The organism is Streptomyces zinciresistens K42, assembly GCF_000225525.1.
In the GTDB taxonomy this organism is placed as follows: Bacteria; Actinomycetota; Actinomycetes; order Streptomycetales; family Streptomycetaceae; genus Streptomyces; species Streptomyces zinciresistens.
In genome coordinates this window covers 34,006-54,931 of the sequence record NZ_AGBF01000033.1, presented here as the reverse complement: position 1 = coordinate 54,931, position 20,926 = coordinate 34,006, and the positions used below count along the sequence as shown (strand labels likewise).

At 74.3% G+C, this 20,926-nt stretch carries 17 protein-coding genes and 1 pseudogene; 8 read left to right on the top strand and 10 right to left on the bottom strand.

Annotated features, from left to right (window positions below):
* A pseudogene (locus SZN_RS41365) lies at positions 1 to 443 on the top strand (hypothetical protein); the annotation flags it as partial.
* 52 nt (positions 444 to 495) lie between these two features.
* Here the strand turns inward: SZN_RS41365 and SZN_RS13400 are convergent.
* On the bottom strand, positions 496 to 3,783 hold the full coding sequence (locus SZN_RS13400; protein ID WP_007495196.1) for a S8 family serine peptidase: 3,288 nt from the start codon (positions 3,781 to 3,783) through the stop codon (positions 496 to 498).
* Positions 3,784 to 3,980: 197 nt separating this feature from the next.
* Between SZN_RS13400 and SZN_RS13395 the strand changes: the two genes are divergently transcribed.
* Positions 3,981 to 4,439, top strand: coding sequence for an NUDIX hydrolase (locus SZN_RS13395; protein ID WP_078508560.1), 459 nt, complete (start codon positions 3,981 to 3,983; stop codon positions 4,437 to 4,439).
* A 374-nt stretch (positions 4,440 to 4,813) separates the two neighbouring features.
* Entirely contained in the window at positions 4,814 to 6,595 is a 1,782-nt protein-coding gene (locus SZN_RS13390; RefSeq protein ID WP_007495191.1) for a TIGR03767 family metallophosphoesterase, read from the top strand.
* Between the two features lie 176 nt (positions 6,596 to 6,771).
* Here SZN_RS13390 and SZN_RS13385 read toward each other — a convergent pair whose 3' ends face one another.
* Both SZN_RS13385 and pepN read right to left on the bottom strand, forming a co-directional pair.
* Entirely contained in the window at positions 6,772 to 7,833 is a 1,062-nt protein-coding gene (locus SZN_RS13385; protein WP_007495190.1) for a hypothetical protein, read from the bottom strand.
* Positions 7,834 to 8,042: 209 nt separating this feature from the next.
* Positions 8,043 to 10,616, bottom strand: coding sequence for an aminopeptidase N (gene pepN, locus SZN_RS13380; RefSeq protein ID WP_007495188.1), 2,574 nt, complete (start codon positions 10,614 to 10,616; stop codon positions 8,043 to 8,045).
* 135 nt (positions 10,617 to 10,751) lie between these two features.
* Here pepN and SZN_RS13375 point away from each other — a divergent pair, with 135 nt between their 5' ends.
* Entirely contained in the window at positions 10,752 to 11,390 is a 639-nt protein-coding gene (locus SZN_RS13375) for a mycothiol-dependent nitroreductase Rv2466c family protein (RefSeq protein ID WP_007495186.1), read from the top strand.
* 9 nt (positions 11,391 to 11,399) lie between these two features.
* Here SZN_RS13375 and SZN_RS13370 read toward each other — a convergent pair whose 3' ends face one another.
* The 7 genes from SZN_RS13370 to SZN_RS42515 all read right to left on the bottom strand — a co-directional run bounded on the left by SZN_RS13370 (position 11,400) and on the right by SZN_RS42515 (position 16,892).
* Positions 11,400 to 11,633 carry a hypothetical protein gene (locus tag SZN_RS13370; protein ID WP_007495184.1) on the bottom strand — a complete coding sequence of 78 codons (234 nt, stop codon included), beginning with the start codon at positions 11,631 to 11,633 and terminating at the stop codon, positions 11,400 to 11,402.
* On the bottom strand, positions 11,633 to 12,688 hold the full coding sequence (locus SZN_RS13365) for a glycerophosphodiester phosphodiesterase family protein (RefSeq protein WP_007495182.1): 1,056 nt from the start codon (positions 12,686 to 12,688) through the stop codon (positions 11,633 to 11,635). Before SZN_RS13365 ends, SZN_RS13370 begins: the two co-directional genes overlap by 1 nt.
* 44 nt (positions 12,689 to 12,732) lie before the next feature.
* On the bottom strand, positions 12,733 to 14,157 hold the full coding sequence (locus tag SZN_RS13360) for an FGGY-family carbohydrate kinase (RefSeq protein WP_007495179.1): 1,425 nt from the start codon (positions 14,155 to 14,157) through the stop codon (positions 12,733 to 12,735).
* A gap of 110 nt (positions 14,158 to 14,267) precedes the next feature.
* The gene (locus SZN_RS13355) at positions 14,268 to 15,296 is read right to left on the bottom strand and encodes a 2-hydroxyacid dehydrogenase (protein ID WP_007495177.1); all 1,029 of its coding nucleotides are present in this window, start codon (positions 15,294 to 15,296) and stop codon (positions 14,268 to 14,270) included.
* A 116-nt stretch (positions 15,297 to 15,412) separates the two neighbouring features.
* Positions 15,413 to 16,240: a DeoR/GlpR family DNA-binding transcription regulator gene (locus SZN_RS13350; protein WP_244313346.1), complete on the bottom strand. Its 828-nt coding sequence runs from the start codon at positions 16,238 to 16,240 to the stop codon at positions 15,413 to 15,415.
* Between the two features lie 38 nt (positions 16,241 to 16,278).
* Positions 16,279 to 16,638, bottom strand: coding sequence for a TOBE domain-containing protein (locus SZN_RS13345; RefSeq protein ID WP_007495173.1), 360 nt, complete (start codon positions 16,636 to 16,638; stop codon positions 16,279 to 16,281).
* Positions 16,635 to 16,892 (bottom strand): hypothetical protein, encoded by a 258-nt coding sequence (locus SZN_RS42515; RefSeq protein WP_007495171.1) that lies wholly within the window; start codon positions 16,890 to 16,892, stop codon positions 16,635 to 16,637. The genes SZN_RS13345 and SZN_RS42515 overlap by 4 nt, the downstream gene beginning before the upstream one ends.
* A gap of 168 nt (positions 16,893 to 17,060) precedes the next feature.
* On the opposite strand from SZN_RS42515, the gene SZN_RS13335 reads away from it, so the two are divergent.
* The 4 genes from SZN_RS13335 to SZN_RS13320 all read left to right on the top strand — a co-directional run bounded on the left by SZN_RS13335 (position 17,061) and on the right by SZN_RS13320 (position 20,906).
* On the top strand, positions 17,061 to 18,521 hold the full coding sequence (locus SZN_RS13335; protein ID WP_007495169.1) for an FGGY-family carbohydrate kinase: 1,461 nt from the start codon (positions 17,061 to 17,063) through the stop codon (positions 18,519 to 18,521).
* Positions 18,518 to 19,150: a histidine phosphatase family protein gene (locus SZN_RS13330; RefSeq protein ID WP_007495167.1), complete on the top strand. Its 633-nt coding sequence runs from the start codon at positions 18,518 to 18,520 to the stop codon at positions 19,148 to 19,150. Before SZN_RS13335 ends, SZN_RS13330 begins: the two co-directional genes overlap by 4 nt.
* Positions 19,151 to 19,162: 12 nt before the next feature.
* The gene (locus SZN_RS13325; protein ID WP_007495165.1) at positions 19,163 to 19,942 is read left to right on the top strand and encodes an SAM-dependent methyltransferase; all 780 of its coding nucleotides are present in this window, start codon (positions 19,163 to 19,165) and stop codon (positions 19,940 to 19,942) included.
* Positions 19,943 to 20,324: 382 nt separating this feature from the next.
* Positions 20,325 to 20,906 (top strand): biotin transporter BioY, encoded by a 582-nt coding sequence (locus SZN_RS13320; RefSeq protein ID WP_007495164.1) that lies wholly within the window; start codon positions 20,325 to 20,327, stop codon positions 20,904 to 20,906.
* Positions 20,907 to 20,926: the final 20 nt, after the last annotated feature.

Sequence of the window (20,926 nt, the reverse complement as noted above, 5' to 3'; positions counted from 1 at the left end):
CCGCCGCCTTCCTTGCGGGCCTGGGCTGGCTGACGGCCGAGGCGGGCGGCGGCAGCGGCGCGAGCAGCGAGAGCGCCGCCGCCGACCAGGCGTCGCCCGAGTCCGCCGGCGCCTCCTTCGGCAGCCCCCGCTACCTCGCCTGCGCCCGCCTCGTGGCCGAGGCGACGGTGCGCTCCGTCGAGCCGGTCGCCGGGACGGCGTCGGTCCGCGTCACCCTGCGCACGACCCGCGTCTACCGCCCCGGGGGCGGCGAGCGGGAGCCGGCCTACGTCGTCGGCGCCGACGTCGTCCCCGGACTGCGGGCCGGCGACCGGGTCCTCGTCGGCGTCCCCCGCGGCGCCCGGGTGCCCGACTTCTGGGCCGTCGGCGAGGCGGACATCGCCCCCGAGCGGGCCGGGCTCACCGCCGCGCTCGCCGCGGCCCGCGGGCGCGGCTGCCCATGAGAAAGGGGGCGGACGCCCCTACGGACGCCCGCCCCCAGGCCGTACCCGGTCCTTACGGGGCGACCTTCTCGATCTTCACGCTGCCGAGGCCCGCGACCGTGCCCCGCGCGTTCAGCAGCTGGACCTGGCCGAAGAACTCCCGGCCCTCGGGCGCGGCGGCCAGGGCGGTGACGCTGCCCTTGACCGTGGCCGAGGCGCCCGTGCCGAGCTTCACCGGCGCCGACTCGTCGACCTCGACCGTGCCGAGCGCGGCGGAGAAGAACACGTCCAGGTAGTCGTACGCGGTCGAGCCGCTGGGCACCGCGTAGCCGATGACCTGGACGGTGTACTTCCCGGCGGCCGGCTCGGGGATCGAGACGGCCTCCTCCGAGTCGCCGTCGGCGGAGCTGGCGACCTCCGCGCCGGACGCGTCGAGCACGACCAGGTCGAGGTCGGCGGCGGTGTCCGAGACGTTGCCGATCGACACGTCCAGGGACGCGGCGCCCTCGGGCACGTCGACCGCGGTGGTCTGCGTGACGCCCTCGGTGATGGCCGGCCGGGCCGTCTTGGACGAACCGAGCGGACCGCCCGCGAGCCTGCCGTCGATCGCGGCGTAGCGGTTGGTGACCTTCCACGTCGCCTCGGCCGGGGTGCCGACCTTGGCCTCGGGGACGGTCACCGTCTCCGGGTCGAAGGCCGCGCCCAGCACGGCGACGTCCAGCTTGTAGGGGTTGTCGAGCAGCGGCGAGGTGCGGCGCGCCTCGACCTCGATCTCCCAGACGCCGGGCTGCGGGTCGGCGTACGCGCGCACGTCCGGCTTGCAGCCGTTTCCGTCGAGGTAGTTGTTGTAGCAGAACGGCGTGCCGGTGTTGTCGGACGGGACGCCGTACGGGTGGATGGCGATGAACCGGGTCTGGCTCTTGCCCTTCAGGCCGCTCATCGCGACCTCCAGCGACTTGGCGCCCTCGGGCACCGTCACGAAGTACGACGTGGAGCTGTTGCGCTGGACCGAACCCGACGCGGCGTAGGTGTACCTGACCGGGGCCGAGACCACGACCGTGTTGAGGATCTGCTTGTCGACGCCCTCGGTGCGCGGGTCGTCGACCTCCAGGATCGCGCTCTTGACGCCGGCCGAGGACGGCTTCGCGGCGACCTTGACGGTGACCGGCTTGTTCAGGCCGAGGCTGATCTCGTCCGAGCCGACGATCCGGAAGGTGCCCCCGGCGTTGTTCTCCAGGTTCAGTTCGTGGCGGACCGGCCGGTCCGCGCCCGTCGTCCGGGTGATCGTGACGTCGTACGTCCGGCTCTGCCCGGCCTTCAGACCGCCCTCGCGGTCGTAGACGCCCGTGCCGAAGCCCGGCGTCGCCAGGAACTGGTCGATCGCGGTGTCGACCGGTGCCTTGACCGTGTACTGCTCGGCGGTGGCCCCGTCGCGGATGGACTCCCAGGCGTCGGGGACGTTGATCAGACCGGCCCCCTCCTCGTACGCCTGCACACCCTTGATGTGGTCGGCGGTCGAGGTGAGCGCGGTGCGCAGCTTCGCCGGGGTGAGGTCGACGCCCTTGCGCTTGGCGGCGCTCAGCAGCAGCGCGGCGGCGCCCGTCGCCTGCGGGGAGGCCATCGAGGTGCCCTGGAGCATCCCGTAGCCGGCCGGCAGCGAGTAGCCCGCCTCGGCGACCGGGGAGCCCGGCGCCCACGTCTGGATGGTGTTGATCGCCGCGCCCGGCGCGGACAGGGTCGGCGTGAACCCGCCGTCCTCACGCGGTCCGCGCGAGGAGAACGGCATCATCGCGTACTTCTTCTCCACGGCCGAGCCGTAGTTGGCGGCCCAGGTCTCCTTGGAGACGGTCGCGCCGACGGAGATGACCTTGTCGGCCAGCGCCGGGTCGCCGATGGTGTTGGCGCCGGGGCCGGAGTTGCCCGCGGAGATCACCAGCTGCACGCCGTAGGTGTCGATGAGCCGCGTGTACAGCGCCGCGCGGGCGTTGTTGCCGTCGTTCAGCGCCGGCAGTCCGCCGATGGACATGTTGACGATGTCGACGCCGCGGTTGACGACGAGGTCGATCATGCCCTCGGTCAGCGCGACGTTGGTGCAGCCGCCGCTCCAGCTGCAGGCGCGCGAGGAGACCAGCTTGGCCCCCGGCGCCGCGCCGTTCATCTTCCCGCCGAACAGCCCGTTGGCGGCGGTGATGCCGGCGACGTGCGTGCCGTGCTGGGACTGGATGACACCGATGTTGACGAAGTCGGCCTTCTTGCCGACCCAGGTGCCGCCGTAGGGGTCCATCGGCACGTCCTTGCGGACCTGCACGACGAACGGCTGGCGCTCGACGACCTCGGTCGCCGGGTTGTCGGTGCCGAAGTACCCCACCTGGTAGCCGTCCTTGTACGGCTTCATCGGGGTGTCGTCACCGAAGTCGAAGTTGTTGTTCAGGTCGACCCGGACCGTGCCGCTCGCGGCGTCGTAGAGGACGCCCCAGGAGTCGGTCGTGTCGCCGTCGCGGTTGGCGTCGCCCGCCGCGTCGCCACCGGTGGTGTACGACTCCAGGAAGGCGCTCACCTGGTACGAACCCGCGGGCGCGGTCCACGACTTGCCGCTGTAGGTGAAGCTCGGGCCGGAGACCGAGGTGGTCATGGGCCGCCAGGTGCGGTCGTTGTCCACGATGGGGTCGGTGGCGGTGACCCAGTCGACGATCTTGCGCTCGCCGGTCGTGGTCTTCTGCAGCGCCGGGTGGCCGAGGTCGACGCCGGAGTCGAGGATGCCGATGGTGACGCCGCGGCCGTCCGACTTCGGGTTGTCCTCGACGAAGTCGACGGCGCCCGTCTCGAAGGACGGGTTGTACGGGTTCTCGGCCGGGGTCCGCTTGCTCGGGCCGGAGTACGAGCCGGCCGAGGGCGTCGACTTCTTCGTGTCGACGGCGGGGTCCTCCAGGGGTATCTCCTCGCGCAGGTCGATGGCCTGCACGGAGGAGAGCTTCGCGGCGGCGGAGATGGCCGAGTCGGCCTTGCCCGTGGGGACGGTGGCCCGCACGTAGCCGAGCTTGTCGTAGGTGCGGCCCACGGAGCCGACGGTCTCCAGTTGCGCGGCGACCTTCTCGGTCTGGCCGGGCGCGGTCGCGATCATCATCGTGACGTTCTTGGCGCCGGTGGACTTGGCGTCGGCGAGCAGGTCGGCGTCGTTCGAACCGAGCTTGCCGGGCGCGGACTTCACGCTCGGGTCCGCCACCGCGGGCGCGGGGTCCGCGGCGGCGGCCAGGGGTATCGGCCCTGCCGCGGACAGCGCGGCGACCAGACCCGCGGCCACGGCTATGCGGGCCGCGCGTCTCGCGCCCGGCTTCGGTTCGCGCTGGGGGCTGTTGATCATCGGCATCCCTTGTAGGTAAAGGAGCATCGGCGGTCCGGCATGTGATGCCGGACGATCGGAAGCTTTATGCAAGGGAAGGATGTTTGGGAAGAGTTGACCGGATCGAAATGGACCGATGGGGAAAACCCGCTATCGGCCCCCCGGGAGATGAGCCGCAAACAGGGGCAAGCCGCCCCACGGGACGCTAATGTCCTTGTGTGCAGCAGAAGTTGAGGGTGGCGGCCTACGCCATATGTGTGCGTGACGGCCGGCTCCTCCTCGCCCGCTCCCCGGCTCCCGGCGGCGGCGTCGAGTGGGTGCTGCCCGGCGGCGGCACCGAGCACGGCGAGGACCCCTACGACACGGTCGTGCGCGAGGTGACGGAGGAGACCGGCTACCGCGTCGAGCCCACCGGCCTGCTCGGCGTCGACTCCGTGTGCCACGTCATTCCCGGCCGCCTCGGCCGGCCCGTCGACCACCACAGCGTACGGCTCGTCTACGAGGCCCGGATCACCGGCGGCGAGCTGCGCCACGAGGTCGGCGGCTCCACCGACATGGCGGCCTGGCACCCCGTGGCCGAGGTGCCGGCCCTGCCCCGCATCCCCCTGGTCGACCGGGGACTGCGCCTGTGGCGCGAGCGGCCGGCCACCGGGCGGGCACGGCCCGACAGGCCGTAGCCGAGGGAGAGCGGCGGAGCCCCGGCGAGGGCCGGGGCCGTGGAAGGGCCGGGGCTCCCGGCGAGGCCCGGCCCTGGGAGGGCGGGCTCCCGGTGAGGGCCGGGGCCGCGCCGAGGGCGGGCCCGCGGCGCGGCTCCGAGGCCGCTCCCTACCCCGGAAGGTGAACGCGCAGTGACCGCGTCCGGGCCGTTCGAGGAGCGGGTGTGAACGCGCGAGGCGGCCCGAGATCCACGTACGGCGATCGGTGTCGCGCGTTGCCGTGCCGTTCACACGCAGGTCATTCCCGATGTCAACGATCCCCGGTGAGCGGGGGGTTCGCGGCAGCGGCCGTCCGCGGCCACTGCCGACGCCTTCGCACTCGGGGAGATCGCGCCATGTCGCGCACACGCTCTGTCGCCGGCTCCGCGCCGGGCGTCCACCGCCGTACGCTGTTCGCCGCCACCGGGGCGGTGGCCCTGTCCGCGGGCGCCGGGTACGCCCTGCGGCCCACCGACAGCGAGGCCGTCACCGGCGCCGCGGGCGCCCCGGACGCCGGCCCGGCCGGGGACCCCTCCGAGGCCCCCGCGGGGGCCTCCCGCCGGGTCCCGGCCGCGTCCGCCCCGTACACCAGGGGCACCACCCTGGCCGCCGTCGCCACCGCCCGCGGCAGCGGCTACCGCCGGCTCGGCGACGGCCCCGGCTGGGCGCGCGCCGTCCGCGAGGACCTCGCCTCCGCCAGGACGGGCCGCGAGCGGCGGCGCACGGCGCTCGCCGCCTTCGTCCAGCTCACCGACCTGCACCTGACCGACACCCAGCACCCGCTGCGGCTGGAGTACCTGCGCGCGGCCGACGTGCGCGCCTGGCGGCCCCAGGAGGCGCTGACCGTGCCGGGGGCCGTCGCGCTCGTCGAGCGGATCAACGCGCTGCGGAGCGGCCCCGTCACCGGAGCACCGCTGCACTTCGCGATGACCACCGGCGACAACACCGACAACAACGCCCGCTCCGAACTGGAGTGGTTCCTGACCGTGATGAGCGGCGGCCGGGTCACCCCCGACACGGGCGCCGCGGGCCGCTACGAGGGCGTCCAGAACAGCGGCCTGAAGCTGTACTGGCAGGCAGGCGACAGCGTCCGTGACGCCGACAAGCAGCTCGGATTCCCCTACGTCGAGGGCTTCCTGGCCGCCGCGGTCCGCGAGGTGCGCAGCCCCGGCCTGAACATCCCCTGGTACTCCACCGTCGGCAACCACGACGCGCTGCCGCTCGGCACCTACGCCTCGCACGGCGACTCCTACCTCACCGACCTGGCCGTCGGCGGGAAGAAGCTGATGAGCGTGCCGGCCGCGGAGGCGAAGAAGCTCCAGCAGTCCCTGAAGAAGGACGGGGACCCGAGGGGCGCCGTCTTCCGGGACTTCCTCAAGTCCCACGCCCGCTCGGTGCGTTCGGTCACCCCGGACGAACGCCGCGCCCCCTACACCCCGCGGGAGTACGTGCGCGCCCATCTGGACCCGGCGGTCCAGGGCCGCGGTCCGGTCGGCCACGGCTACTCGACGGCCAACCTGGACGCGGGCACCCAGTACTACAGCTTCCGCATCGCCGACGACGTCATCGGCGTCAGCCTCGACACCACCGACCCGGGCGGCCACTACGAAGGTTCCCTCGGGGCGGCCCAGTTCGCCTGGCTGGACCGCACGCTGCGGGAGAACAAGGACGCGTACGCCGTCGTCTTCAGCCACCACACGAGCAGGACGATGGGCAACCTCCGCCGCGACCCGGCCCGTCCGGGCGAGCGGCGGGTGGGCGGCGCCGAGGTGGTCGCCCTGCTCGCCCGCCACCGCAACGTCCTCGCCTGGGTCAACGGCCACATCCACAAGAACGTCATCACCCCGCACTCCGCCGCCGGCGGGCGCGCCTTCTGGGAGATCTCCACCGCCTCCCACGTCGACTTCCCCCAACTCGCCCGGCTCATCGAGGTGGTGGACAACAAGGACGGCACGGTCTCCCTGTTCACCACCCTGGTCGAGTCCTCCGCCCCGTACCGCGCGAGCGCCGCGGACCTCTCCCAGACGGGTCTCGCGTCCCTCTACCGCGAACTGTCCCTCAACGCCCCCGGCGCCCGCACCGGCCTGGCCGGTAAGCGCGAGGACCGCAACACCGAACTGGTGCTGAAGAAGGGCTGAAACCCGCCCAGCGGCCCCCGCCGCGTCACCCTCCACCGCACCCGCCGCCCCCCACCTGCATCCGCCGCCCCCGTACCCGCGCTCCGGGCCTGTGCCGACGCGCGGCGCGGGGAGGGGCGCATGTGACGGGCGGCGGCCCCCTCCCCCCTCCCGGTGTCCCGGCGGTCTGTCCGGCACTACCGCGGCAGCACCACGACGTACGCGGCCGGGTCGCGGTCCACCGCCGCCATCAGCGCCGTGCGGACCACCGCGGCCTGCTGCTCGGCCGCGTCCCGCAGCTTCCTGGGGGTGAGGTGCACGACGGTGATGCCGAGGCGTTCCAGCGTCTCGCGCTTGCGGGCGTACTCCGACCAGGACTCGTCCTCGTCCTGCCGGTGCCCCGGGCGGGGCGCGCGGGTGTCCAGCTCCACCGCGACGGAGTGCTCGGGCCAGTAGGCGTCGAGGCCGCCGAGGTGCGGGCCGCCGGGCAGCCGCAGGTCCACGTTCCAGACCGGGTCGGGCAGGCCGTGCTCCCGGACCATCGCGTGGAGCCGGTCCTCGGCGATCGCCCGGCCCTCCGCGAGCAGGGAGTCCACCGCGTCCACGACGTGCGGCCTGCTCAGCAGCTTCGCCTGCGTCAGTTCCCGTACCACCGCCGCGGGTTCGCAGTGGCCGCCGCGCACGGCCTCGGTCAGCAGCCGGCGGACGGCGCCGGCGTCCGTGAGCTCGGCGACCGCGTCGGCCAGGGCGCGCGGCACCGGGGCCACCGGCAGTCCGGTCACCTCCTGCGGGGTGGGGAGTGCGGCGGTGCGCAGGACGCGGGCGCTGCCCGTGGAGCGCAGCCGGCGCATCCGCGGGACCAGGACGTCGAGGGTCTCCAGCGCGGTGAGCGGCGGGGTGGCGGTGAAGCCGTGCAGGGTCAGCGCCGCGAGGCCGGTGAGCACCGCGTCGGTGTAGGCGGGGGCGGGGTGCGGTCCGCCCGCGCAGGGCTGGGCGGGTACGGCGGGCATCCGCTCCCGGGCCGCGTACGTCAGCACCGCGTGCAGCCGCTCCTCGCTGGTGGGCGGGCCGGGGTGGAGCAGGAACACGCCGGGCAGGAACTGCTGCCAGGGGCCGCCCGGCCTGCACTGCTCGGCGGTCTCGGCGGGGGAGACGCCGTGGGCCTTGAGCTGAGCGGCCGTCATGACACGGCGGTGGACCTCGGAGAGGTGGCGCAGGGGGCGGGGGGAGAGGGGGGAGAGCGGGGTGTTGTGGTTCATGACCCGGAGGTTCCCGCGTCCGGTCGGCCCTTGAACCGCTGTTACACGTCCGTCGACAAATGCGGACAACACCGCACTAAAGGACGGGTGTTCGGGTGCCGAGTAGGCACGGAAAACCCCTGGTCCGTTCGGGTGGGACCAGGGGTTACGGCTCCTCTTGCCTGAATTCCGTAACGGTCACGGACCGCCGTGATCGTTGGCCAAAGGTATTAGTCGGTTGACGCCGCGCCGTCACACGCCTGGCCCCGCAGCGCCCGCGCCAGATCGTCCCGCGCCTCCAGCACCAGCCGCCGCAGCGCCGGAGCCGCGTCCTGGTGCGCCGCGAGCCAGCCGTCCGCCGCGTCCAGCGTGGCCGGCGACTGCTGGAGCCCCGGGAACAGGCCCCGCACCACGTCCATGCCGATCTGGATGGACCGCCCGGCCCACACCTTCTCGATGGCGGCCCAGTACCTCTCGGCGTACGGCGCGAGCAGCTCCCGCTGGGACGGCTGCGTGAAGCCCGCGATCGTCGCCTCCACCAGGGCGTTGGACAGCGCGTCCGACTCCACCACCTGGGCCCACGCCTGGGCCTTCACCGCCGCCGAGGGCCGCGCGGCCAGACAGCGCACCTGATGGCGCTTGCCGGACGCCGTGTCGTCGCGGGCCAGTTCGGCCGACAGCGCCGACTCGTCGGCCAGGCCGTGCGCGGCCAGCGGCTCCAGGAACGCCCAGCGCAGCTCCTGGTCGACCTCCAGGCCCGCCACGCTCCGCGAGCCGTCGAGCAGCCCCGCCAGCAGGGCGAGGCCCGGCTCGTCCGCCACCCGCGCGAGGAACCGCGCCCACGCCAGCTGGTGCTCGCTGCCGGGCTCGGCGGCCCGGAGCCGGTCCGCGGCCCCCTCGGCCAGCAGCCGGGTGCCCTCCGGCCGCCACCGCGGCGCCGCGTAGTGCGTCAGCGCCGCGTCCGCCCACGCGTGCAGCATCTGCAGGACGCCGATGTCGGACTCCCGGTGCGCGAACCGCAGCACCAGACCGATGAACTCGCGCGCCGGCAGCAGCGCGTCGCGCGTCATGTTCCACAGCGCCGACCAGCACAGGGCCCGCGCCAGCGGGTCGCTCATGTCGCCGAGCGCGGCACGCAGCGCCGTCAGCGACGTCTCGTCGAAACGGGTCTTGCAGTACGTCAGGTCGTCGTCGTTGACCAGCACCAGGTCCGGTGCCCCGGACCCGGCCAGCTCCGCCACCACCGTCCGCGGCCCGGCCACGTCCACCTCGGCGCGCGCGTACCGTTCGAGGACGCCCTCCGCGCGCCGGTACAGCCCCACCGCCACCCGGTGCGGGCGCAGCTCCGGGTGCGACTCGGCCGCCTCCTGCACCACCGCCAGCTCCGCCACCCGGCCCTCGCCGTCCAGCAGCACCTGCGGCGTCAGCGCGTTCACGCCCGCCGTCTGGAGCCAGGAGCGCGCCCAGGCGCTCATGTCCCGGCCGCTGGTCTCCTCCAGCGCGGACAGCAGATCGCCGAGCCGGGTGTTGCCGTAGGCGTGCCGCTTGAAGTAGCGCCGGGCGCCCTCCAGGAACGCCTCCTCGCCGGCGTAGGCCACGAGCTGCTTGAGCACCGAGGCGCCCTTGGCGTACGTGATGCCGTCGAAGTTGAGCTTGGCGTCCTCCAGATCGCGGATGTCGGCCGTGACCGGGTGCGTGGACGGCAGCTGGTCGGCCCGGTACGCCCATGCCTTGCGGCGGTTGGCGAAGGTGATCCAGGCGTCCTTGAAGCGGGTCGCGCCGACGTTCGCGAAGGTGCCCATGAAGTCCGCGAACGACTCCTTCAGCCACAGGTCGTCCCACCACACCATGGTGACCAGGTCGCCGAACCACATGTGCGCCATCTCGTGCAGCACCACGTTGGCCCGCGCCTCGTAGGACGCCCGGGTCACCTTGCCGCGGAAGATGTACTCCTCGCGGAAGGTCACCAGACCCGGGTTCTCCATCGCGCCCAGGTTGTACTCGGGCACGAACGCCTGGTCGTACTTGCCGAAGGGGTACGGGTAGTCGAAGTGGTCGTGGAAGAAGTCCAGGCCCTGCTTGGTGACCAGGAAGACGTCGTCGGCGTCGAAGTGGGGCGCGAGGCCCTTGCGGCACATCGCGCCGAGCGGGATCTCCAGCCGGGTGCCGTCCGCGAAGGTGCGCTCGTAGGAGTCCGTCACATGGTGGTACGGGCCCGCCACGACACAGGTGATGTACGTCGAGATGGGCTTGGTCTCCGCGAACCGCCAGGTGCCGTCCGCCAGTTCACCCGCCCCGTTGCTCCAGACCGTCCACCCCTCGGGCGCGCGCACCTCGAAGCGGAAGGGTGCCTTGAGGTCCGGCTGCTCGAAGTTGGCGAAGACGCGGCGGGAGTCGGCCGGCTCGTACTGGGTGTAGAGGTAGACCTCGCCGTCCTCGGGGTCGACGAAGCGGTGCAGGCCCTCACCGGTGCGGGAGTAGGCGCACCGGGCGTCCACGACCAGCTCGTTGTCGGCGGCGAGGTCCTCCAGCGTGATCCGCGAGCCGTCGAAGACCTCGCTCGGGTCGAGGTCCTTGCCGTTGAGGGAGAGCGCCGTCACGCTCGGCGCGATCAGGTCCGCGAAACTCGTGGCGCCGGGCTCGGCGCAGCGGAAGCGGATCGTGGTGACGGACCGGAACGTGCGCGGCCCGCCGTCCCCCTCGCCGAGGGCGGACCGCACGTCGAGGGACACCTCGTACCCGTCGACGGCCAGCAGGGCGGCCCGCTCCCGGGCCTCGTCGCGGGACAGATTCTCACCGGGCACGGGTGGCACTCCCTTGTGTCGTGGCTGGGGTGGAACAGCACCGATCCTGCCATGCGCACCTGACGCGGGTCAGCCGGGAATGAGCGGGCCGACCAGGAGCGTTGCCGTGGGAAACGGTTCCCCCTGAGGAGAGACATGTCGGACAAGACCCCGGTCGACTTCTGGTTCGACCCGCTGTGCCCCTGGGCCTGGATGACCTCGCGCTGGGTCCTGGAGGTGGAGAAGGTCCGGGACATCGAGGTCCGCTGGCATGTGATGAGCCTCGCCGTGCTCAACGAGGACAAGCTCGACGACCTCCCCGAGGACTACCGGGAGATGCTCGCCACCAGGGCGTGGGGCCCCGTCCGGGTCGTCATCGCCGCTCAGGAGGAGCACGGCGCCGAGGTGCTCGGCGACCTCTACACGGCGCTCGGCACCCGCATCCACAACCAGGGCGAGGGCCCGACCAGGGAGGCCGTCGCCGCCGCGGTGAAGGAGGTCGGCCTGCCCGACTCGCTGCTGGAGCACTGGGACGACACCCCCTACGAGCCCCAGCTGCGCGCCTCCCACAAGGAGGGCATCGACAAGGTCGGCCAGGAGGTCGGCACCCCGGTGATCGCCGTCCCCGGCGCCGACGGTGAGCAGATCGCCTTCTTCGGCCCCGTCGTCACCCCCGCCCCCCGCGGCGAGGAGGCCGCCCGCCTGTGGGACGGCACCCTCGCCGTGGCCTCGGTGCCGGGCTTCTACGAGATCAAGCGCACCCGCACCAAGGGCCCGGACTTCAGCAACCTGTAGCGCGCGGGCTCACTCCCCGGCGGCGGCCTTCTCCTCACCGGACCTCTCGGGGAGGAGGCCGTGGCCGGCCTCGTGGAACCGCGGGTAGTACGTCCGGCACCCCTTCCCGGTGCACCGCCGCGGGTCGTCCGGACAGGCCCCGGGCCCCTCCTCCTCCCGCACCGCGGCCCCCTCCTGCCTGCCGAGGAGCCGGAAGGTCTCCACGGTGCGGCACTTCGGGCAACGCGGGGTGCGGGTCCTCATCAGCCCCTCCTCGCCGTCACCGCCAGGTCGGGGAAGTCGGTCACCACCGCGTCGACCCCCATCCCGTAGTACAGCGCGTACTCCGCGAACGCGTCCCCGAAATCGTTCGGACCGGTTCCCCGGCGCAGGCCGGCCGGGAGGAACCGGTTCTCCGCGCGGAAGGTGTACGGGCCCACCCGCAGCCCCGCCGCGTGCGCGTCCGCGAGCAGGCTCGTGCCGCCGAGCGAGGACTTGTCCGGCCCGATCCACCGCGCGTACGCGGCGATCCGCGCGAGCCCCGCCGGCGTCATCATGTCCCGGTACGTCGTCCGATCCCCGGCCGCGGCCAGGTCGTAAGGCCCGCCCGTGGTGCCCAGCGCCTGCCACAGCGCCAGCCCCAGCCCCTCGGCCGCGATCCGCTGCAGGCTCGTCGGCTCGAAGGACTGCACGACGCACTCGCCGGGCCCGAGCCGGTTGCGGCGCACGGCCTGCGCGAGCCTCGGCTCCAGCGGCAGCCCCAGGGCGCGGAAGTACGTCGGATGCTTGGTCTCGGGGAAGACGGTGACCGTCCGCCCGTGCTCCCGGGACAGCCGGCGCGCCAGGTCGACCACCTCCTGGAAGGTGAGCACCTCCTCGCGCCCGTCGTGCACGGTGTTGCGGTCGCGGACCAGGGGCAGCCGCTCCACCGCCCGCAGCGTCTTCAGCTCCGCCAGGGTGAAGTCCTCCGTGAACCAGCCGGTCACCGCCCGCCCGTCCACCGTCTTCACGGTGCGCCGGCCCGCGAACTCGGCGCGCGCGGCCACGTCCGTCGTCTGCGAGATCTCGTTCTCGTGCCGGACCACCAGCACATGGTCCTTCGTCGGCACCAGGTCCGGTTCGATCCAGTCGGCGCCCGTCTGCACCGCGTAGGTGTACGAGGCGGCCGTGTGCTCGGGACGCCAGCCGGCCGCGCCGCGGTGGCCGATGACGACCGGGCCGCGCGGCCGGTCCCGGGCGGCCGCGCTCCCGGCGGGCACGGCGGCGACGGCCGGGGACGCGGCGGCGGCGAGCAGCAGCGAACGACGTCTCACGGACATGCGGTTCCCTTTCCTTCGGGGGAGTCCGGGGCGCCGCGGCCCGGTCAGGCACGGGCCCGGTCGCGTGCCGCGGCCAGCCGCGCGAGGTGGTCCGCGTACGCCGGCGCGTAGAACGCGGCCCGTCCCGCGTCCGGCTCCACGACGGCCGTCGGCCGCGTCCACGCCTCGGTGTCCAGCGCCACGCCGTGCCGCCCCGCCGCCGCGAGCACCGCGCCCCGCGCGCCCACCTCGCCCTCGACGACCCGCAGCGGCCGGCCCAGGACGTCGGCGAGCAGCCGCATCCAGGCCGGGCTGCGGGTACCGCCGCCGCACACGGCCAGCGTCCCGGTCAGCCCCGCCGCCTCCAGGCAGTGCCGGGCCGCGAAGCCGATGCCCTCGCAGGTGGCGCGCACCAGGTCGGCCTTGGTGGACTCCAGGGACACCCCGGTCAGTTCGGCGCGCAGCCGGGGTTCGACGAAGGGCGCGCGCTCACCGGACGGCGCGAAGTACGGCAGCACCCGCACCCCGTGCGCCCCCGGCGGTGTCTCGGCGAGCAGCGCGTCGACCTCCTCGTGCCGTACGCCCGTCGTGGACAGCACCCAGTCCAGTGCCGCCGTGCCGACCATCGCGGGCATCGCGCGCAGCCAGTGGCCGGGCCGGTCGGTGCTGATGTACAGCCCGGCCGGCTCTCCGCCCAGGCCGAGTGCGGTGGTGGCGACCAGACTGGCCAGGCAGGTGCCGACGATGAGCAGGCCGTCCCCGGGCGCGGTCACCCCGGCACCCAGCGCGCAGGCCGGCAGGTCGTACGGCCCGTTCGTGACCCGGGTCCCGGCGGGCAGCCCCTCGCCGAGCGCGGGCGCGGTGGCGACGGGATCGCCGACGGGGGCGAGCAGCCGGCGCCGGTGGGCCAGGCCCAGCAGCTCCACGACCCGGTTGTCGTACGTACGGGTGCGCGGGTCGAGGAACGGCATCGACGCGTCCGACACATCCGTGACGGGCCCCGCCCCGGTCAGCCGGTGGAAGACCATGTCCTTGCAGTACAGGGCCGCCGCCGCGGCGTTCAGCGACGCCGGCTCGTGCGCGTCAAGCCAGGCCAGCAGGGGCCCCGGGCTGCCCGGGAACATCGCACCGCCCGTGCGCCGGAACACCGTCTCGACGGTGCCGTCCGCCAGCCAGCGGTCGACCAGCGCGTGCGCCCGCCCGTCCATCCAGGAGGCGGCCGGGCGCACCGGGCGGCCCTGCGCGTCCACGAGCCACACCCCGTCGCCCTGGCCGGTGAGCCCGGCGAGCTCCACCGGGCCGGGGGCCCGCGCGGTCACCTCGCCGAGCACGGCGACGACGGCCCCGTAGACCTCCTCCATGTCCTGCTCGACGGACCCGCCGCGCAGGGCGAGCCCCACCGGGCGGGCGGCGACGGCCAGTTCACCCCCGGCGGCGTCGAAGGCGGCGGCCTTCACCGTCGACGTGCCCACGTCGATCCCGACGTACATGCCGGCCTCCTTGATTCCGGTCCCCTCGTGCAAGGTCGTGCGGGGTCGTGCAAGGTCGTGCAAGGTCGTACCAGTCACCAGGCCGTGCCCGTCACGTCAGGCAGTGCCCGTCACGTCAGGCAGTGCGCCAGCGGCTCCCCGCGCAGCCAGCGGCCCACCTCGGCCGCCGCGATCGCGGCCGCCTTCTCGGCCACCGCGCGGGAGGCCCCGCCCAGGTGCGGGGTGAGCACGACGCGGTCGGCGAGGGCGCGCAGCCGCGAGTCCGCGGGCAGCGGCTCGCGCGCGTAGGTGTCCAGGGCCGCCGCGGAGAGCCGGCCGCTCTCCAGGGCGTCGCACAGCGCGTCCTCGTCCAGGAGCGGCCCGCGGGCCACGTTCACCACGGCCGCGCCCCGGGGCAGCAGGGCCAGCTCCGGCGCGCCGATCATGCCGCGGGTCTCGGCGGTGAGCCGGGCATGCAGGGTGACCACCCGCGAGCGGCGCAGGAGTTCGGCCAGGGAGTCCAGGCGCAGCCCGTGGATCTCGCCCCGGGCGTAGGGGTCGTGGACCATCACCCGGGCGCCGAAGGCGCACAGCACGCGCGCGACCCGGCTGCCCACGGCGCCGTAGCCGACGAGGCCCACGGGCAGGTCCTCCAGCTCCATGCCGCTGTGCTCGTAGGTGTAGTACGTCGACCCGTCCCAGCTGCCCCGGGAGGCCAGCAGGCCGTGGGCCTGGGGGATGCGGCGCAGCGCGGCCAGCAGCATGCCGACGGTGAACTCGGCTGTGGCGGCGGCGTTGCGGCCGGGGGCGTAGCAGACCCTTACGCCGTGCCGCTTCGCCGCGTCCAGGTTGACGTTGACCGGGCCGCCCCGGCACACCACGACCAGCCGCAGACCGGGGCAGGCGGCGAGGACGCGCTCGGTCACCGGACCCATCTGCGTGACCAGCACCCGCGCCCCGCAGAGCGCCCCGATCAGCTCGTCCTCGGCGTCGCTGGCCTCCGTCACCTCGCCGACCTCGCCGAACGGCTCCAGCGGCCAGCCCAGCGTCAGTTCCCCCACGTCGCAGTCGGCCTCGGCGGCCAGGGCCCGTGCGATGAGGGAGGGGAGGACGAAGTGGTCGCCGGCGGCCAGCACGCGTACCCGGGTGCCGTGGGTCATCGCAGGGGGTCTCCCGTCTCTGCGTCGAAGACATGGGTGAGGGCGGGGTCGGATGCCGCCTGGACCAGGTCGCCGTGGTCGAGGCGGACCTCTGGGCCGGTGAGCACGACCAGCGGTCACACGGCTCCGGCTCGGTCATCGCCGCCCTTCGTCGCGGACGGCGCCCCGGCAGGGGTGCGGCGGATCACTTCGGTGTCGCGGGCCCGGGGGCACACCTCGTAGGCGACCTGGTGCTCGTCCAGGTCCCGCAGTGCCTGCGGCGACGCCCCGTCGTCCACGAGGAGCAGGTCGTAGCGCGAGAGCGGCACCACCCGGTGCAGGGCGACCCGGGCCAGCTTGGTGTGGTCGACCAGCAGGACGTTGCGGGCCGCGGCGTCGAGCATGGCCCGCTTCACCGACACGATGTGCTGCTCCTGGTGGTAGGCGTAGCCGCCGCGCACGGCCGACGTCGACGTGAAGCAGACGTCCACCCGCACCTGCCCGACCGCCTCCACGCACGACACCCCGAGGAAGGAGGAGTGCAGCGGGTCGTAGTCCCCGCCGAGGGCCAGGAGGTGGATGCCGCGCTGGTCGGACAGGAGGTTGATGGCCTCCAGGAAGTTGGTGACCACCGTCAGCGGGGTCACCTCGCCCAGGCGCAGCGCGCGGGCCATCTCCAGGGTGGAGGTCGAGTCGTCCAGCATGATCGCCATGCCGGGCTCGACGAGCTTCAGGGCGCGCTCGGCGACCGCGGCCTTCTCCGCGCGCATCGTCTTCAGCCGGTACTGCACGTTCGACTCGAACACCCCGGACGGCTGGGCGGTCACCCCGCCCCTGAACTTCCGCACGATGCCCTGCCGTTCGAGTTCGTCGAGGTCGCGGTGGACGGTCATGAGGCTGACGCCGAACCGCTCGGCGAGGCCGGCGGCCGTCGCCGTACCGTCGGCGAGGACGCGCTCGGCCATGGCGGCCCGGCGGGCGGCGGGGCCCTGCTGTGCGTGGTTCACTGCGCGATCCTTCGTCCTGGACGCTCCGGCCGGTCGGCCTCGAACAGCAGCAGGTTCTCAGGCCGGACGGACAGTCGTACCGGATCGTCGCCGCGAAGACCGGCAGCCTCGCCGCGCGGGACGGCGGGCGACACGTGCGGCCCGCCGAGCCGGACGGTGGCCTCCACCGACCGGCCGAGCACCCCGGTGACGGAGACGGTGCCGGCGAGCCCGTGCCCGGGGCCAGCGCCCGGGGCGGGATCGCGGGGCCGCGGCCCGAGGAGCACCCCCGTGCCGGGGGCGGCCGCCGTGTGCAGCGGCAGCCCCACCGCCCCGCCGGGGGAGCGGAACACCCGCACGCCCCGCAGCCGGATCACGACTTCACCGCCCCGAAGGACAGGCCCCGCACCAGAGGGCGCCGGATCGTCAGGGCCGGCAGGAGCGGCGGGACCACGGAGACGAGCGCGGCCGCCACCGCGCCCGGCGACACCACGAGGCTGTGGACGAAGAACCGCAGGAAGGGGATGCCCTCGCTGCCGCCGCATCCGGTGCCCCAGCCCGCGAGGCGCGGGGCCGCGGCAGCGGCGGTCAGGGCGAGGAAGCCGCGGCGGTCGTGCGGGTGCGTGTGCATCCGTGACCTCCACGTGGGGTTCGGCCATCCGGGTGTGCTCGGGCAACACGGCGAGTCGACTCGTCAACAGAGAGTGGAACGGCGGATGTTGGGCGTCAATCCCTCGCACACGGGAAAATATCGGTGCAGAGTGAGAAGTTAACGGATCCAGATGTGCGGGAGGTCCGGATGGCCGACGAACACGAGTCCTGGCTGGGCATCGACCTGGGCACCCAGAGCGTCCGGGCCCTGCTGGTCACCGGCGACGGCACCGTCCTCGGCGGCGGCTCGGCGCCCCTGGCCGGGCGGCGCGACGGCACCCGGCACGAGCAGGACCCGGCCGCCTGGTGGGACGGGCTGTGCACGGCCTCCCGCGCCGCGCTGGCCGGCCGGCCGAGGACGCGGATCGGCGCCCTCGCGGTGTGCGGGACGTCCGGGACCGTGCTGCTGACGGACGGCGCGGGCCGTCCGGCCACCCCGGCGCTGATGTACGACGACGGGCGCGCGACCGCCCAGGCGGCGCGGGCGCGGATGGCGGGCCTCGCCGTCCAGGACACCTGGGCGCTGCCGAAGGCGATCTGGCTCACCGAGACCTACGGCCCCGGCCGCGTCACCCACCAGCCCGACCTGGTCGTCGCCCTGCTCACCGGCGAGGTGCCCGCCGCCGACTCCAGCCACGCCCTGAAGACCGGCTACGACCTGGGGCGCGACGCCTGGCCCCGGATGCTGCCCCGGCTCGGACTGCCCGAGGCGGCACTCCCCGACGTCGTACGGCCCGGCACCCGGCTCGGCGCGGTGTCCGCGACCGCCGCCGAGGCCACCGGCATCCCCGCCGGCACCGCCGTCGTCGCCGGGATGACCGACGGCTGCGCGGCCCAGATCGCCTCCGCGGCGCTGCGCCCCGGCTCCTGGAACTCGGTGCTCGGCACCACCCTGGTCCTCAAGGGCGTCTCCCCGGCCCCGGTCCGCGACCCCGCAGGCGTCGTCTACAACCACCGCGCCCCGGACGGCGACTGGCTGCCCGGCGGCGCCTCCAGCGTGGGCGCCGGCGTGCTGACCGCGGCGTTCGCGGGCGCCGACCCGGCGGCCATGGACGCCCTCGCCGCCGCCCACGAGCCGGCCGGCGCGGTCATCTACCCCCTCGTCTCACCCGGTGAGCGCTTCCCCTTCCGCGCCCCGGACGCCGCCGCCCTCATGCTCGGCGAACCCGCGTCCGACGCCGACCTGTGGGCCGCGCTCCTCCAGGGCGTCGCCTTCACCGAACGGCTCTGCCTGGACTATCTCCACCACCTCGGCGCCCCCCTCGACGGCACCCTCGCCTTCACCGGCGGCGCGGCCCGCAGCCGGTACTGGAACCAGTTGCGCGCCGACATCCTGGGCCGCCCCGCGCAGATCCCCGAGCAGACCGAACCGGCCCTCGGCATGGCCGCGTTGGCGGCGTACGGGGCGGGCGCGGCACCCGGACTCGCCGAGGCCGCCGAGGGGATGGTCCGCATCGGCGCGCGCGTCGAGCCGCGCCCCGGCCGCACCGCCCGCTTCGCCGAGCCCTACGCCCGGCTCGTGGACGAACTCTGCGCGCGCGGCTGGCTCCCGCCCCCGGTCGCGGCGCACGCGCACACCCGCCTCGACGGGGATACTGCACGGTCATGAGCACCCCTGCCGCGACCCTGCTGCTGGCCCGCCACGGGCAGACCGTCTGGCACGCCGAGAACCGCTACGCCGGGATCAGCGACGTGCCCCTCACCGACACCGGGCGCGCCCAGGCCGAGGCCCTCGGCCGCTGGGTCCGCGCCCGGCCCGTCGACGCGGTGTGGACCTCGCCGCTGTCCCGGGCGGTCGCCACCGCCGCACCCGCCTGCCGGGCCCTCGGGCTCACCGCGCGGCGCGAACCCGGCCTGCGCGAGTGCGACTTCGGGGTGGTGGAGGGCCGTACGCTCGCGGAGTTCGCCGCCGAGGACCCGGCCGCGGCACGGGCGTTCCGCGACGACCCGGCCGCCCATCCCTTCCCCGGCGCGGAGGACCCCGCCGCCGCGGCCGGACGCGGTGCCGCCGCCCTGCGGCGCATCGCCGCCGCGCATCCGGACGGGCGCGTCCTGGTCGTCGCGCACAACACCCTGCTGCGGCTCGTGCTGTGCACACTGCTGTCGATCCCGCCCGGCCGGTACCGCAGCGTGTTCCCCCGGTTGCGCAACGCGGCGATCAGCGAACTCCTCGTGAGATCGGACGGATCCGCGGCACTTCTCTCCCTCAATGTGCCGTGCGACCCCGACCTGCCGTAGCACGATGGGCACATGACGGAGATCGACACCTCGGTACCCCACTCGGCCAGGATCTGGAACTACTGGCTCGGCGGCAAGGACAACTACCCCGTTGACGAGGAGGCAGGCGACGCGTACACCGCCGTCTTCCCCGGCATCGTCACGATCGCGCGCAGCAGCCGCGCGTTCCTGGGACGCAGCATCCGCCACCTGGTCACGGAGGCGGGCGTACGCCAGTTCCTCGACGTCGGCACGGGGCTGCCCACCGTCGACAACACCCACGAGGTGGCCCAGCGCCTCGCACCCGAGGCGAAGATCGTCTACGTCGACAACGACCCGCTGGTCCTCGCGCACGCGCGCGCCCTGCTCACCTCGACGCCCGAGGGCGTCACCGCGTACGAGGACCTGAGCCTGTACGAGCCGGAGAAGATCCTCGAGGCGGCCTCGCGCACCCTCGACCTCTCCCGGCCCACGGCCCTGATCCTCAGCGGCATCCTCGGCCATGTCGCCGACTACGACCGCGCCCGCGAACTGGTCCGCGGCCTGCTGGCCGGGCTGCCCTCCGGCAGCTACCTGTGCGTCAACGACGGCTCGCGGGGCACCGACCCGGACTACGAGAACGCCCAGGACGGCTACAACGAGACCGGTGCCGTCCCGTACTTCCTGCGCCCGGTCGGCATGATCGAGGCGTTCTTCGAGGGCCTGGAGATGGTGGAGCCCGGCGTGGTGTCCGTCCCGCTCTGGCGCCCCGAGCCGGGCGGGGAGGCCCCGCGGCCGATCGGCCAGCACGGCGGCCTGGGCCGCAAGCCCTGACGCGCCCGCACGGGGAACGGCCCCCGCGCGCAGAACCCCGCCACCGGGGCCGGCGACGGCCCGGCCAGCCGGGCGAGGGTGCTGCGCGCCACCGGCCCGTGCGCGAGCAGGACCGCAGGACCACGCCGGCACCGGTCCGGCCCCGGTCGCGCGCGGGCAACACGATTGGTGGAACCCCACAGTCGCCCCCGAGGCCGCTCTGTGAGCCGGACGTCCCTGCCTCAGTGACCGGTATCACCCGCACCCCGGTGTCCGGGCCGTCCTTTGTGCGAAGCCCACCAACCGCGCGCTCAGCCCTTTGTCGACCACTGACGGCGAGGGAGGCGAACACCCTGGGATAGCGTCACACCGTCCCGTACCGCCCTCACCTCGCGGAGTCCCCATGAGCACCGCTGCCGCCGCCCCCGTCCGCACCGGGCAGGTCCTCGCCGACCTGCTGCCCGCCTCCCGGGTGCGTGACCTCGCCCTCGTCGCCGGCGGCGCCGCGTTCACCGGCCTCGCGGCCCAGATAGCCGTTCCCGTGCCCGGCTCCCCGGTGGCGGTGACCGGCCAGACCCTCGCGATGCTGCTCGTCGGCACGGCCCTGGGCGCCGGCCGCGGCTTCCTCTCCCTGGCGCTGTACGCGCTCGTGGGCATCGCGGGCGTGCCGTGGTTCGCGCAGGGCACCTCCGGCGCCGCGGCCCCCTCCTTCGGCTACGTCCTCGGCATGATCCTCGCCGCCACCGTCGTCGGCGCCCTCGCACGGCGCGGCGCCGACCGCACCGCGCTGCGCACGGCGGGCGCGATGCTGCTCGGCGAGGCGGTCGTCTACGCCGTCGGCGTCCCCTACCTGGCCCTGGCCACCGGCATGTCGGCGGGCGCCGCGATCGCGGCCGGCCTCACCCCGTTCCTGATCGGCGACGCCCTGAAGGCGGCCCTGGCGATGGGCGTGCTGCCCGCCGCCTGGAAGCTCATCAACCGCTGACGCCGCGCCCGGGACGGCAA